4 protein-coding genes and 1 riboswitch are annotated in these 15,047 nt (G+C 58.6%); of the genes, 1 reads left to right on the top strand and 3 read right to left on the bottom strand.

Going from position 1 to position 15,047, the window contains the following annotated elements; genetic code table 11:
• Positions 1 to 3 precede the first annotated feature (3 nt).
• A complete protein-coding gene (locus IEY52_RS10825) occupies positions 4 to 696 on the bottom strand; it encodes a S4 domain-containing protein (RefSeq protein WP_189002694.1) in 693 nt (230 codons plus the stop codon).
• A 195-nt stretch (positions 697 to 891) separates the two neighbouring features.
• On the opposite strand from IEY52_RS10825, the gene IEY52_RS10820 reads away from it, so the two are divergent.
• Positions 892 to 1,281, top strand: coding sequence for a DUF3197 domain-containing protein (locus IEY52_RS10820; RefSeq protein ID WP_189002693.1), 390 nt, complete (start codon positions 892 to 894; stop codon positions 1,279 to 1,281).
• 165 nt (positions 1,282 to 1,446) lie between these two features.
• Here the strand turns inward: IEY52_RS10820 and IEY52_RS10815 are convergent, their stop codons facing one another.
• Both IEY52_RS10815 and IEY52_RS10810 read right to left on the bottom strand, forming a co-directional pair.
• Positions 1,447 to 2,613 (bottom strand): RCC1 domain-containing protein, encoded by a 1,167-nt coding sequence (locus IEY52_RS10815; protein WP_189002692.1) that lies wholly within the window; start codon positions 2,611 to 2,613, stop codon positions 1,447 to 1,449.
• Between the two features lie 354 nt (positions 2,614 to 2,967).
• Positions 2,968 to 3,052, bottom strand: a riboswitch (cyclic di-GMP riboswitch).
• A 313-nt stretch (positions 3,053 to 3,365) separates the two neighbouring features.
• On the bottom strand, positions 3,366 to 15,044 hold the full coding sequence (locus IEY52_RS10810; protein WP_189002691.1) for a GEVED domain-containing protein: 11,679 nt from the start codon (positions 15,042 to 15,044) through the stop codon (positions 3,366 to 3,368).
• Positions 15,045 to 15,047: the final 3 nt, after the last annotated feature.

Here is a 15,047-nt window from a genome sequence, read left to right as displayed (position 1 = left end):
ACCTCACTCCCGGTGGATCAGCAACTCCACTTTGAAGTTTCCACGCCGGGTCTCGTTGATGATGCGCTTGAATTCGATCTTCCCGATGCCCTCGGCGGCCAGCATGTCGCCTTCGCGGATTTCGCTGCTGGATTTGGCGACCTGACCGTTCAGACGCACCTTCTTGTTTTCCAGACCGGCCTGGAAGTAGGCCCTGGACACCCCGAAGCCCTTGGCTCCGACCACATCCACCCGCATGCTGGGCACCACCACTTCGCGGGTTTTGCTGGGCCGCTGGTGCTGGGAGAGGTCCACCTTCTCGACGGTCACTTCTGTGCCAGCCAGACTGGTCAGGGCCTCTATGGCAGCCGAGGCTTTGCCTGTGGCCGCCACCCAGTAGGTCCCCTGGTGCTCACGGATGTCTCCGAGTTGTTCTTCGGGCACAACGTCGAGCAGCTGGTGTTTGAGCAGCACCGCATCCATGTGCGGGGAAAATTCACCTCCAATTTCCCAGATGTCCACGGGATCGCTGACGCTGGGAATGTGTTCGGGGTAGAGGGTCAGAACGATGCGTTCTGCATTGAGAAAACCACCAGAGATGTGATGTTTCACCTCAGGGCTGTTCAGTTCACGGCGGCTCACACTGTCCTGGGGGATGAATCCGGTGCGGATCACCCGGCCTCCGGCAGCCTGAGCCATGAGTTTGGAGAGGTTCATATGCTATCAAAGTAGCACAAGTTCTGCTTTTCACACATCGTGTTTTCAGCCTATTGGACAGGAGAAATGGCCAGTGAAGCAGTCAGTTGTCAGCATTCAGCCGTCATCAAACACCCTGTCTGGCGTGAACCAGGGATTCCCGATCTGCATGCATCCTGCACTGCTCGCTTCAGACAAACCCGTTAAGATGAAACCATGCATACCCCGGAAATCGCAGGCAGAATTGGCTCACCCAAGGAAACGCTGGCCCTGTTGCTGGAGCGCAGCACCCTCAACATGCACACCATGTTCATTCTGATCACCGATTTTCAGGACCACCGCAAGCAGGCCCGCTACAGCGTGCTGGTGCACAACCCCGGTGAAAGCGTCCTGACCGTTCCCGCTTTTGGTCCTCATTTTGGCGCAGCAGGCAGCGAAGCCCTGCGTGCTGTGGTGCAAAAAGCCCTGGATGGTGGGGTCAGCAATTTCAAGGAAACCGTGATCAACCCTTACGATTTCCAGCGCATGACCAGCGACCCGGATGAGGAAGACCTCAAGGTGTTGCTGGCCAAAGCCAACCCCACCGACCATCACATTTACCTGTAAAAGTTTACAGTTCACAGTGGACCGTTCACAGCAGGAAACACCTTCCTGCTCAGAGCAGAAAAAAACCACAGGGCAAAAACCACAGGGCAAAAACCACAAAGCCAAACAACGACCAGAAGCCCGGAACAATTCCGGGCTTCTGGTCAGAGACAGGGGTCCGTGGAATTACATTTTGGTGACCTGCACTGCGGAGGTGCGGTTGATGGTGGTGCCATCTCCGATCTGTCCGCCGAAGTTGTTGCCGAAAGCCCAGACTTTGCCGGTGCTGCTCAGGGCAACGCTGTGGGCACGGCCTGCAGAAAGTGCGGTGATGCTGCTCAGGCCAGGAACCTGCGCGGCCACTTTCTGGTCGATGGTGTTGCCCAGTCCCAGCTGGCCGCTGTCGTTCTTGCCCCAGGCAAACACAGTGCCGTCTGTTTTGAGGGCCAGGCTGTGGGAAGGTCCGGCCACGATTTCTTTCACTCCGGTGAGGCCCTTGACCTGCACGGCTTTTTTGCTGCTGATGGTGCTGTTGTTGCCCAGTCTGCCGTTGTGGTTGTCGCCCCAGGCCCACACGGTGCCGTCTGATTTGAGCGCCAGGGAGTGGTAGTGGCCTGCAGAAACGCGGGTGATGCCGCTCAGGTCAGCAAGTTTCACGGCGGTCAGGGCCGTGGTGGTGGTGCCGTTGCCCAGCTGTCCGTCCATGTTCCAGCCCCACACCCACACGGTGCCATCACTCTTGAGGGCCAGGGAGTGCCCCAGACCTGCGGAGATCTGCACGATGTTGCTGAGGCCTGCAACCTGCACGGGGTTGGTCTGGTCGGTGGTGTTGCCCTGACCCAGCTGGCCCACATTGTTGTGGCCCCAGGCCCACACGGTGCCATCACTCTTCAGGGCCAGGGAGTGCTCGACGCCTGCGCTGATGGCCACCACGTTGCTGATCTTGCTGATTTTTTGAGGAGCGCTCTGGTCGGTGAGGTTGCCCAGACCCAGCTGACCGTAGTCGTTGCGACCCCAGGCCCACACGGTGCCATCACTCTTCAGGGCCAGGGAGTTGTTCCAGCCAGCAGCCACTTCGATGATCCCACTGAGGGTGCTGGCGTTGCTGATCTGGCCGTAGCCGTTCCAGCCCCACACTTTGAGGGTGCCGCCCACCAGACCCAGGTTGTGCTGGTTGCCACTGGCGAGCAAACGGGGGGCCACTTTGCTGAGGGCCTGTGCATCCACTTCGGGGGTTTCCACAGGGATGGTTTCAGCGTCGGGAGCGAGGGGAGCATTCTGGGAGGGGACAGTCTGGGTGCCACAGGCCACCATCAGGAAGGTGAGCCCGGTCAGGATCAGGATGTTTTTCATGTTTTCGCGGTGTGAGGGATGTTGAACGGGTTTGATGCCGTTGGTGGGAAGTCCTCACCAGTGCTTTTGCACTGCCTTCCTTTCCCACGCTGGCTTCCTGAAGTTCCGGCACAGCACGGCCCTCACGGAGGATGTGTTCCTCTGTGGGTCTGTGGTGCGGAAGGGGTCAGGTCTTGAGCTGCAGCTTACAGGGCGAGCAACTCAGCCGGAGGTGGATTGGGACCGCGGTTCCTGGTGTTTTCTTTGCTGTGTAACATGCTGAAAGTCACTCCTTCCGAGTGGGGAAGAGTGACCGACAACGTAGACAATGGGTTGTTTCGGTCCAACCAGCAATGCTGGCCAGACCCTGGACCAATTGCCTCATGCCGGTCGCACCACTAGCTCTGCGTTTCCCAGGTGCCCGTGTACGGGAGAACGCTTCATCGCTTCATGAGCCAAATCTCTGATACACATTATGGCACTCTTGCTGGCGTTTGGGAAGGGGTTTTTATGCGTCCAGAGCTGGTTTTTGTTTTATTTTTTGGTTACAGAAGCTGAACACAAATGATGGCTGGGGGAAAGATGCCGAGGGCTCAGGGCAGAAATCTCAAACCAGACCTGTAGGGGCGCAGCGTGCTGCGCCCAATGGCAGAAACCTCAAATGACACCTGTAGGGGCGAGGCGTGCCTCGCCCAGTGCAAGCAGCCTCAAGCCCTCTCCCAGAAACCAAAAATCCCTCCTCTCCTGAGAAGGGATCTGAAATTATTTGAAACTCAGCGGATCTGCACGCGGTACAGGAAGTACCCGAAGTCTCCGGGGGCCATCTGGGTGATGTTGCAACTGGTGGGCAGGTTCAGGGGCAGATCAATCACGCTGGTCTGCCCGAGGTTGACGTTGACCACCGAGCCACTGGGGCAGTGCAGTTCCATCTCTCCGGTGGCTCCGTAGACGTTCTGCACCATGTCGGTGAAGTACGGAACATTGTCTCCCAGCACGATGTCGGTGATCACGGTGTCGCCAGAGTTGGTGAAGGTGATCTTGTATTCGATGACTTCTCCGACCTTGCCGCCGTTGCTGACGGTGTAGGAGGTCTCCCCTTGCGTGACGTTGCGCAGGCCCTTGGTGAGGCTGAGTTTGCCGCCGTTGGCAAGCGTTCGGGTGGTGGTGGTGTCCAGCAGGTAGAGGGGGTCTTTGACGCTGCTGTTGTTCTGCCAGGTCAGTTCGGCTTTGACTTTCACGCGGTCCACAGAGTTGGCGGCCAGGTTGGAGGGCACATTGACCTGCACGTGGAATTCGCAGGGTTTGAAGCTGCCGTCACTCAGTCTGGGCCAGCTGTAGCCCACATGGATGGGGCTGACCAGCAGGTTGCTGGCTTTTTCGGTGTCGCTGAAGGTGCCGTCGCAGTTGGTGTCTCCGAACACCCCGTAGAACAGGTTGCCTGCGGTGCTGAAGGCGAGGTTGCCCAGGGTTTCTGGGGTGTAGGCGTGGGTGTAATCGATGATGCCTGGGCTGCTGGTGGTTCCACTCTGGTCGGGCCTCCAGCTGGAGCTGTGCAGGATGCCAAAGTAATACGTTCCGTAGGTCTGTCCGCTGGCATTGCTGTAACTTCTGCTGGCGGCCAGTCCATCGTTCAGGGTGGTGGCCAGGGTGATGGGGGCCACATTGCCGGTGTTGTTGCCCGTGGCGGGCTGCGCAGCGTGGCCGATCACCACGGTCTGGCCTCCGAACTGGGCATGGGGCAGGTACATCTGGAAATCTCCAGTGGCACTGGTGGTGGCACTGACGGTGTTGACGCCTGCGGTGGCCCTGACGGTCACCCCAGATGCGCCTTTTTCAGAGAGGTCCTGAATGCCGTTGTTGGCCTTGCTTTCATCTGCCACGGATGCAGCTCCGAAGGCATCGTCGTAGAAGACCCGCCCGGTGACCCTGGAGCCGTGGTACAGCCCAAAGTTCTGTCCGGTCACGGCAGAGGCCACATCCAGTTGCCTGCTGCCATCTGCCGGGTTGATGTACAGCCATCCTGCAGGGGCCGTAATGCCAGGGGCAGGGTTACCCACAGTACCGCTGACACTGGAGACCGCCAGGGTGTAGGTGCCAGCGTTGACGTTGGAGAAAGTGAAAGCTCCAGTGCCTGCGCCCACTGTGGTGGTGGCAACCACGTTTCCGCTCTGGATCAGGTGAACGTAAACGGTGCTGCCCGCCGTCCAGTTTTCGGTGGGTTCAAAACTGCCGTTGGGCTGCACATCCTCGTACACGTTGCCTGAGACGCTGAATCCGGCAATGGACACCGTGACCAGACCGCTGAACTCCGAGGTGTTGCTGCTCAGGGTGGCGGTGGCGGTCAGCTGGTCTCCCAGATTGACTGTTGCAAGCAAACCGCTGACCGGAACCACGAACTGGAAGCGGCTGGTGCTGTCCTGGCCTTGCAGGATGCCGTTCACGCTGGAAGGACCATAAGAGCCAGTGGCACTGTCCGAATCCACAGCAAGGCAGGTGCTGGACACCGTGCTGCAGCCTTCCGTAAAGGTGCCCAGGTAGGTCTGTCCTTCCCCGAAACCGCTGGGGTCAGGGTTGGCCAGGAACAGTTCGATGGTGGCTCCGGGACGGGCATACCCCGTGATGGTGAGGTTGCCTCCTTGCAAAGTTGCTGTGGCAAAAACCGGGAAGTTCAGCAGGGTGTTGCCTCCGGTGTCTGCATCTCCTGAGTCATTGAGGGTCACATAAGGCGCAGTCCCGGATTTTTCAGTGTCGGTGCTGGTCATCAGGTCAATCCCGATTTTTCCGTTGCTGTAGATGCTGTTTTTGCTGATCACGTTTCCGGTGGAGGTGGGCTCCACCATCACCCCTGATCCTGTGTTGCTGCGGATGATGTTGTACTGGATGGTGTTCCCAGGCCCGTACACCCGGATGCCCGAGTCTTCCAGGGAAGCTCCGGTGCCCGCACCGTTGAATTCGATGGTGTTCTGGCTGATGGTGTTGCCGCCCATCCCGATGTGGGTGTCCACACCGACCCCGGCGTTGTAGGCCACCAGGTTGCCACGCACCGTCACATTTCCGCTGCTGCCGTTTTCGATGTCGATGCCGTCCAGGTTGGGGTTGCCAATGGCATTGCCCCGGATCTCATTGCCCAGGATCTGCCAGCCTGTGGAGCTGTTTTCCAGACCGATGCCTTTGCTGGCATTGCACCCGATCAGGTTGTTCTGGATGGTGCCGTTGTCTGCACCCAGGCTGCGGATGTTGTCGCCGGTTCCGGTGGCCCCTCCGGTGGGGCAGTTGAAGCTGCTGCGGGTGGCGGAGATGCCCACAAAGTTCTGCTCGATCACTGCGTTGGTGAAACCATCGTCCAGGTGGATGTTGGCATGGTTTGAGCTGTTGACTGCAGTGCCAAAGCCGTAGATGGACAGGCCCCGCAGGGTGATGGTGTTTGCAGAGACCTGCAAGCCCATGCCTGCTATGTTTCCGGTCAGGGATTTGATTTCGATTTCGGGTTTGTAAATCTTGTTCAATACAGTGTCGTCTGCGTTGCCCAAAATGGCATCCACTCCGGTGCCCACTGTGCCTCCGGTGCCCAGCTGTCCGGTGTTGGTGTCTCCGATGTTCACGGTCTGGGTGGTGCCGTCCAGGATGGTGTTCACGGCATTCGCTCCGGTGAATTGCACCGTGGTGGTCAGGGTGATGGTGGCGGCCCAGGAGGTCGGAGGAGAGGCGGGCTGGGGCACCATGAAGATGCTGGTTTCCTTGCCTGCGGGGAGGCTTTCATTGGTGTTGTCCAGTTTTTTGCGGTTGCCAGACTGGGCCAGCAGACTCTCATTGCCCAGCGCGTTGGCGTTCAGAACAAACTGCCTTAACGAGCCCTGACCTGCATCGCTGGTGTTCACAATGGTGTCAAAGTTGAAACCAAAGTCCACACCGGAGACGTTCCCTGCCGTCAGGTTCACGCTGCTGAGGGATTGCACTTCCTGGTTTGCCACGGCGTTCAGGGTGGCAAGCGTGCTGGTGGTGTTGGCGGCTGCATCGACCTGAGCAGGGTCTTCCCCACCCACCTTGCTGGTCACAGCCACGGCAGATCCGGTGCTGGCATTGGTGCGGTAGGTCTGCACAGGCATCAGGGTGTTCACCCAGCCGGTTCTGGTGCTGCTGACCGTGCTGTTCACCACCCGGATCTGGTAGTTGCCTTCAAACAGCCCTATGCTGTAGTTTCCGCCTGCAGTGGTGGTCACATTGTTCTGGGTTCCAGAGGTGGAGGGGTCCAGATCCACAGGGGTTCCCGTGCTGTCATAGACTTCCAGGGTCACGCCAGCACGGCCAATGGCTCCAGCGGCAAATCCAGAACCGCCGTTCTGTGCGCTGGTGTTGGAGGTGCCGTAATTGCGTCCCAGACCTCCACCGTAGTTCACATCTTCAAAGACCGTTCCAGAGACCTGGCGGTACAGGTACACCGGGCCAAACTCAGAGGTGCTTCCTGAGGCGTTGGTGGCGGTGGCGGTCACGTTGGTGGCCGTTCCCAGGGCCGTCACCTGTGAGGCACTGAGGCTCAGGGTCACATTGAAGTTTCCGCTGGCATCTGCAGTTCCCTGCCCGATGTAGATGGCCCCTTCACCGTGGGGTTTGCTGCGCCCATCGGAGAGCAGCACCACACCGTCCTGGTTGGCTGGACTGTTGTCTGCAATGAAGAATTCCAGGGTTGCACCCGCAAAAGTGGAGTTGCTGGGGGTGGGCACCGCATTGCTGGGCAGGTTGCCGCCCACCACACCTTGCAGTTGCAGGCTGTTTCCGGTCAGAACGCTGGAGGTGATGATGGGGTAATCGATGAGCCTGTTGGGCTGTGCAGCGGTCAACAAACCATCGTTTCCGGTCACCCCATCGAGCTTGAGGTCAATGCCCAGTGCGGTGTTGTCATAGATGGCGTTCTGGGAGATGGTTTTGTTTTCCAGCGCAGCGATGGTGCCGGTGGCGTAAATCTGAATCCCGGTCTGGTTGCCAGTGATCACGTTGTGCAGCAGGTAATCCCGCACCGTGCTGGTGTTGTGGGTGGCGGTTCCGCTGGTGGTGTCCAGGGAAAGGCTGATCCCGCCATAAGCATTGTTGGAAATGGTGTTGTCCTCAATGCGCTTGATGGTGTCTGTTGGGGTGTACCCCAGTTCGATGCCCGAATCTCCCGCACCTGTTGCCGTGATCAGGTTCTGCTTGATGGTGATGGCCCGGTGATAGGTCCCGGAAGGGCTGTAGTCGGGGTTCAGTTCGATGCCGCCTCCCTGGGTGGTGCCCAGGCGGTTGGTGGAGCGGATCTCGTTCTGCTGGATCAGCAGGGTGTCGAGTTGCAGGGTGGTTCCGGTGGCGGCAATGCCGCGCCTTTCCGTGAAGCCGATCAGGTTGTTCTGCAGGGTGGTGTTGCTGACCGCACCGCTCCAGAACACCAGTCCGTTGCTGCTGCGCAGTCCGGCTCCGGGATCTGTGAAGCTGCTGGCGGAGGTCCCGATGACCATGCCTTCCACGGTCAGGTTGCTGGCCCCGGCAACGTAAATGTCTCCGTGGTCGCTGTTGATGCTGCTCTGCCCGAAGCCTTTGATCGCCATGCCCCGCAGGGTGATGGTGCCCGCTGTGACGCTCAGGCCGTTGATGCCAAACCGCCCGGTGATCTGCACTTCGGGTTTGTAGACCTGGGGCAGAGCAGCATCGTCTGAAGTGCCTTGCAAACCATCGTTTCCAGTGCCCACCGTACCACCCGTGCCCAGCACACCAGAATTGGTGTCTCCGATGTTCACGGTCTGGGTGGTGCCGTCCAGGATGGTGTTTGTGGCATTGGATCCGCTAAAGGCAGGCAGGGCAGGATCGCTGGCCACGCTCAGATCAATCAAAGCAACCCCAGAGGTGAGGTTGGCGGCTGGAATCATGAAAATGCTGGTTTCTTTGCCAGAAGGCAGACTCTGGTTGATGTTGCTGAGGTCCTTGCGGTTTCCAGACTGGGCCAGCAGGCTCTCGTTCCCCAGAGCATTGGCATTGCTGATGAACTGGGCCATGGAACCCTGGCCCGCATCATTGGTGTTCACAATGGTGTCGAAGTTGAATCCAAAGTCCAGTCCAGAGATGCTGGCGGTGGAAACGGTCACTGGCGTCAGGGACTGCACTTCCTGATTTGCCACAGCATTCAGAACAGCCAGCGTGCTGGTGGTGTTGGCTGCGGCATCCACCTGGGTGGGGTCTTCTCCGCCCACTTTGTTGGTCACAGCCACTGCCGTTCCCGTGCTGCCATTGGTCCGGTAGGTCTGTACGGGTCTCAGGGTGTTGACCCATCCGGTTCTCGTGCTGCTGACCGTGCTGTTCACCACCCGGATCTGGTAACTGCCCGCAGCCACTGAGAAGACGTAATTTCCAGCGCTGTCGGTGGTGGTGTTGCTAATGTAGGTTCCCGTGCTGCTGTACAGTTCAACCGTTACACCGGAACGCAGGATGGCTCCACTGGTGAATCCAGAAGCGGTTGCGCTGGTGTTGGAGGTGCTGTAATTGCGCCCTGCTCCACCACCGTAGTTCACATCTTCAAACACGTTCCCTGAAATCTGGGCCAGCACCGTCACCTGACCACTGAACTCTGAAGTGTTGCTGCTTAAAGTGGCGGTGGCGGTCAGTTTGTTTCCGTTTGCCACGGTGGTTTTCAGGCTGCTGAGGGGAAGGGTGAATTTGAATTTGTTGGTGCTGTCGGTGCCCTGCAGGATGCCGTTCACTGCAGCAGAACCGTAAGTTCCAGTGGTGCCATCCGAATCCACAGCAAGACAGGTGCTGGACACCGTGCTGCAGCCTTCCGTCACCGTTCCCAGGTAGGTCTGTCCTTCCCCAAAGCTGCTGGCATCCGAGTCAGACAGGAACAGTTCGATGGTGGCTCCGGGCCTTGCGTATCCGGTCACTTCCAGGTTGCTGCCCACCAGGGTGGCTGCAGCGAACACTGGGTAATTCAGGAGGCCGTTGGCTCCAGTGTCTGCATCATTGAGGTCATTGAGGGTCACAAAAGGACTGGTCCCTTTGGTCACATCGTCGGTGCTGTTCAGCAAATCAATCCCGATTTTGCCGTTGCCGTAAATGCTGTTCTGGGTGATGGTGTTGCCACTGCTGGACGCCTGGACCATCACGCCAGAACCCACATTGTTGCGGATGATGTTGTAGCGCACGGTGCTTCCTGTGCCGTAAATGCGAACCCCGGAATCTTCCAGTGGGCTGCCCCCTGAAGTGCCGATGCCGTTGTTTTCGATGGTGTTGTATTCGGTGGTGTTGCTGCCCAGTCCGGAGTAGGAGTCCACACCCACACCCCAGTTGCTGGCGATCAGGTTGCCGCGCACAGTGGCGGTTCCAGTGTTGCCGTTCTCCAGGTCAACGCCGTCCAGGTGCATGTTGCCAATGGCGTTGCCCCGGATTTCGTTGCCCAGGATCTGCCAGCCTGTGGAGCTGTTTTCCACCCCGAACCCTTTGCCCGCTGCACAGCCGATCAGGTTGTACTGCACGGTTCCAGAGTCGCCACCGATGCTGCGAATGTTGTCGCCACTTCCGGTGGCCACGGCTGTGCCTGCTGTGGCAGAGCAATCAAAAGTGCTGCGGGTGGCGGAAATCCCCAGGAAGTTCTGCTCGATCAGGGTGGAGGTGTAATCGTTGTCGATCTGGATGTTGGCGTTGTTGTCGGCGTTGGCGGCACTGCCAAAACCATAAACCGAAACCCCGCGCACTGTGATGTTGCTGGCAGAGAGCTGCAAGCCCATGCCCGCAATGCTTCCGGTGAGGGATTTGATTTCGATTTCGGGTCTGTAGATCCTGTTCAGCACGGTGTCATCGGAGTTGCCTGCAATCAAATCCGGCCCGATGCCCACGGTGCCTCCGGTGCCCAGCTGTCCGCTGTTTCCATCTGCAATGTTCACGGTCTGGGTGGTGCCGTCCAGGATGGTGTTCACAGCATTTGTCCCGGTGAATTGCACCGTGCTGGACAGGGTGATCACCCCGACACTGGCGGTGAGGTTGGCTGCCGGAATCATGAAGATGCTGGTTTCCTTGCCCGCAGGAAGGCTTTCATTGGTGTTGTCCAGCTTTTTGCGGTTTCCTGACTGGGCCAGCAGGCTTTCATTGCCCATGGCATTGGCATTCAGGACAAACTGCCTTAACGAGCCCTGGCCCGCATTGTTGGTGTTCACGATGGTGTCGAAGTTGAACCCGAAATCCAGGCCCGTCACATTTGCTGTGGAAACCGTGACTGGCGTCAGAGACTGGACTTCCTGACCTGCCACAGCATTGAGGACTGCAAGGGTGCTGGTGGTGTTGGCAGCTGCGTCCACCTGGGTGGGGTCTTCCCCGCCCACTTTGTTGGTCACAGCCACTGCCGTTCCGGTGCTGCCACTGGTCCGATACGTTTGCACAGGCAGCAACCCTGCAACATATCCGGTTCTGGCACTGGTCACAGTGCTGTTGACCACCCGGATCTGGTAACTGCCCGCAGCCACCAGGAAGCTGTACTGACCTGAAGCATTGGTGGTGGCATTGCCGATGTAGGTTCCCGTGCTGCTGTAAAGCTCAACGGTGGCACCCGAACGGGCCATGCTGCCTGCAGCAAACCCGGAAGCCGTGGCGCTGCTGCTGGCTGTGGCGTAATCCCGACCTGCCCCTCCACCGTAATTCACATCGGTGAACACTGTTCCAGACAGCGTGTAAAAGTTCAGATTGACCGGGTGGTCTTCCATTTCGCCGTTGCTGGCCAGACCTGTAGGGACACTGGTGCTGGCTGTTCCGGTGGCGATGGTGCTGTCGGTGGTGATTCTGAGTCTCAGGAAACTGGCTCCGCCCTGCAGGTCTGCAGGCAACATCCAGCTCAAGGTGGCGGTGGTGGCTCCGTTGTTGATGGTGGCAATTGCTGCTTCGGTGGCGCTGTCAAAAGTGCCGTTCCGGTTGAAATCGATCCAGCCCACCAGCCGGGCGGTGCTTCCAGTGGTGTTGGTCACCCCGATGTTTGAGAGCGTGAAAGTGCCCAGCGCAGAAACATTGACGGTGCCCGAAAGGGCATCTTCGTCATCGGTTCCAGCAAGGTCATCACCATTGGCCGTGGCGCTGTTCTGCATTCCAGATTCGGCATCTGCAAGCACCGATCCCAGCCGCAGATTGGAAGAAATCACGTGGGAAGCGCTCAGGTAACTGCTGGGGGCATCTCCGTAATCCACGGCCTGAATGGTCATTGTGTAATCTTCCACTTCGCCGTTGGTTTTGAGGCCTGTGGGGGTGGAGGTGGTGAGGGTGGCATCTGAGCTGATCCGCAAACGCACATAGGTGGTCCCAGCCACCAGACCAGACAATCCCGTCCAGCTCAGGGAAACGCTCTGGGTGCTGGCACTGCTGTTCACATTGACCGAGGCAGCTTCGGTGGTTTCAAAGGTGCCGTTCTGGTTGAAGTCAATCCAGCCAATCAGTTTGCCTGTCGTGCCAGAGTTGTTCAGCACGGTGATGTTGTTCAGGGCATAAGTTGTAGAAGCCGTGGTCAGCAGGGGGAAAGAGGAAATGGCTTCTTCATCGTCGGTGCCGCTGGTGTCATCGCCGTCTGCATTGCTGCTGGAAGCTGCTGTGACTTCTGCATCTGGAGCGACACTGCCCAGGCGCACGGTGGGCACAATGTTGTGTGAGGCGCTGCCGTACCCGCTGGGCGCATCCGAGTAATCGGTGTTGTTGATGATGCTGAGGGCGTAGTCTTCCACCTCACCGTTGGTGCTGATCCCGGTGGGGGTGGCTGTGGTCAGCGGTGTGTCGGTGCCCAGACGGAAGCGGGCGAAAGTGCTTCCTGCGGTCAGGCCTGAAAGCCCACTCCAGCTCAGGGTCACGGTCTGTGCGCTGGCACTGCTGGGCACAGCCACAGACACACCTTCAGAGGTTTCAAAGGTGCCGTTTTTGTTGAAGTCAATCCAGCCGATCAGTTTGCCTGCTGTGCCTGTGTTGTTGAACACCGGGATGCCACTGATCGAGTAGCTGGTTGCTCCTGCTGCCAGAACCGGGAAAGCCGAGATGCCATCGTCGTCGTTCACACCAGTGGTGTCGTCTGCGGTGGCGTTGCTGCTGCTCTGGTTGGCTTCTTTGTCTTCCAGGCTGCCCATGTAAATGGTGCTGATGGCCACGTGGGTGGCGGTTCCGTAGCTGCTGGGGGCATCACCAGAATCAGAAGTGTCTGGATAGATGCAGGAACCCATGTCCTGAATGTCATCGTAGGTGGTGCTCAGGGCCCCTGCTGCGCTGGTCAGGGTGATGAAAGCGCCGGTGCCCGGATTGTATTTGTAGATGGTGGCGTTGCCGTTGGTGCCTGGGTTGGTCACCCCGATGTAGAGCTGTCCATCGGGTCCAAATTCTGCACCTTTGGCAAAGGAACCTGAAACCAGAGAGCCGAAATCCCCAACCTTGTAGGCCAGTCGGTTGGTGGCATCCACAATCCACAGCGTCACCTTGTCCGGGGTGACGTTGGTGTTGGTGGAGATGAACCACATGTTTCCGGCATTGTCGAAGGCAAAATCCCCTTCAGAGAGGCTGGACCATTCGGTTTGCAGGGTGCTGTCTGCAGCAGAAATGCTTCCCTGGCTGACCGCGTTCCCGGTGCCTGCATAGCGGTAGAGGGTTTTGGCTCCGGTCCACTGGGTGGCCCACAGAACGCCGCTCTTGTCCACACCCACCTGGTGCTCTGCAGTGGGGTCTGCAATGGTGTGGCCGGTGTTCACCGGGGTGTTGCCATCGGTGGTGTAAATGCGGGCAATGCCTCCATAACCCGCGCCTCCGTTGCCGTCCACGTACACAATTTTCTGCAAAGTGGGAGAAACCCCGAAACCCCCGGTCACGCTGGGAATCCCGGAGATGTCCACAATCTGCGCCCCAAAAAGCCCAGTGTTGGGGTCCAGGGTCAGGAATTTGGTTCCGGTGGTGGCCTGGGTCGCCACCTGCCCGACCACAGCGTAAATGGTGGAGCAGTCAATGCTTTTCAGGGTGATGTCTTCGGCGGTGCTGCTGGCCGAATTGTAAGTGGAGGTGTTCCCGGTGGTGCCGTCTGGCGAGGTGTAGGTGGCGGTGACCCCGTTCTGGTAGGTGCCCAGAGCAGTGCTGCCCGCGATGGTCACATTGAAGGGGATGGTGACACTGCCCCCGGCTGGAATGGTGAAACTTCCCCAGCTGGGACTGGAGCTGCCTGCAGTTGGGTTGCTGGTGCTGGTCCGGGTGGCCCCTCCGGTCAGGGAAAGGGTGCCGGTGGAGGCATAAGTGAAACCGGAAGGCAGCGGATCAGAGATCACCACGCTGGTGGCGGTCCCGGTGTTGGCTGCGCTGCTGTTGGCCACCGTGATGCTGTAACTGCCGGTGTTGCCAGTGGTGCTGCGCCAGATGGTGCTGGTGCTGGTGCTCTTGCTGACCGTCAGGTTGGGAGGGTACACAGCAGTGAAGCTCATGGCCCCACCGGTAAAGTAATCGCTGTTGTAGTGGTAGCTGCTGCCCGAGTAGTCGTACACCAGGTTGTTGATGGTGCCGTTTCCGGGACCCAGAATTTTCACGGTATATACGGTGGTGATGGGGTCGCCACCCGCTTTGCCCCCGACAATGGGCGTGGTCCCTCCAACCTGGCAGTCGCTCTTGTTGACGGACCCTGCATAGGAATACACAAATCCGCAGGCATCTGCATAGGCAATCTGGTTTTTCTGTCCGGTGGGTGCACTGTAAGCCGTCTGAATGGACAGCACCTGAAACTGATTGTTGGGAAAATTGGGGAAGTGCTCGATCTGTTCGTAACCGTTGGTGGCGGTGGAAGCCACCAGGGTGTACTGGTAGGTTTTGCCCACCTCAACAGCCGTGGTCCCCGAAAAGCTGATGATGGAGTTTCTGTTCTGGGACACCAGTTTCTCAATGTAAAGCTGTTTGCTGGCAGAGGTCTGCACACTGCTGGCATTGCTGGCGGTGGCAGTGATGTTGTAGCCCTGAAAGGTGTTGTAGGCCGCTGCAGTGCGGGTGATCACCCCGTTGTAATAAAAATCAAAGCAATTGCTGGGCAGGGTGTTCTGGGTGGGGTTGGGGTAAAAATACTGGCGGGTGTTGCCGGGATCTGGATCTGCCCCTGCAGGCAGGGAAGCCACGCTGTAACTGCTCTGGTCCTGCAAATTGATGTAGGGGTTGTTGGTCCCGGTCTTGTTGAAGGTGGCCGTCACATTGGTGGCGGTGGCCGCCCCGATGTTGCACACCCGCGCCCCCACAATGAACACGTTGGGACCGGCATTCACATTGTTGGAATCCAGTCCGATGATGTCCCAGGTGATGGGGGTGATTTTGAGGGTGGTGGTCTGCGCATGGGCAGCCGTGCCCAGAAACAGCAAGAGCAGGAGAAATTTCAGCACAAAACGGTTCAGGAGTTCCGCTGAACCCCAGGGAAGTCCTCCGGCAGATTTTGATCTGGAAGGTGCAGCGCAAGACATGTT

It is taken from the genome of Deinococcus roseus (assembly GCF_014646895.1).
Taxonomy (GTDB): domain Bacteria; phylum Deinococcota; class Deinococci; order Deinococcales; family Deinococcaceae; genus Deinococcus_C; species Deinococcus_C roseus.
Note: the sequence above shows the minus strand (reverse complement) of the source record. Positions and strands in the feature narration are given on the sequence as shown.

Coding starts and splice junctions, on each gene's coding strand:
- IEY52_RS10825 (WP_189002694.1), bottom strand. CDS start 696: ATGAACCTCTCCAAACTCATGGCTCAGGCTGCCGGAGGCCGGGTGATC.
- IEY52_RS10820 (WP_189002693.1), top strand. CDS start 892: ATGCATACCCCGGAAATCGCAGGCAGAATTGGCTCACCCAAGGAAACG.
- IEY52_RS10815 (WP_189002692.1), bottom strand. CDS start 2,613: ATGAAAAACATCCTGATCCTGACCGGGCTCACCTTCCTGATGGTGGCC.
- IEY52_RS10810 (WP_189002691.1), bottom strand. CDS start 15,044: ATGTCTTGCGCTGCACCTTCCAGATCAAAATCTGCCGGAGGACTTCCC.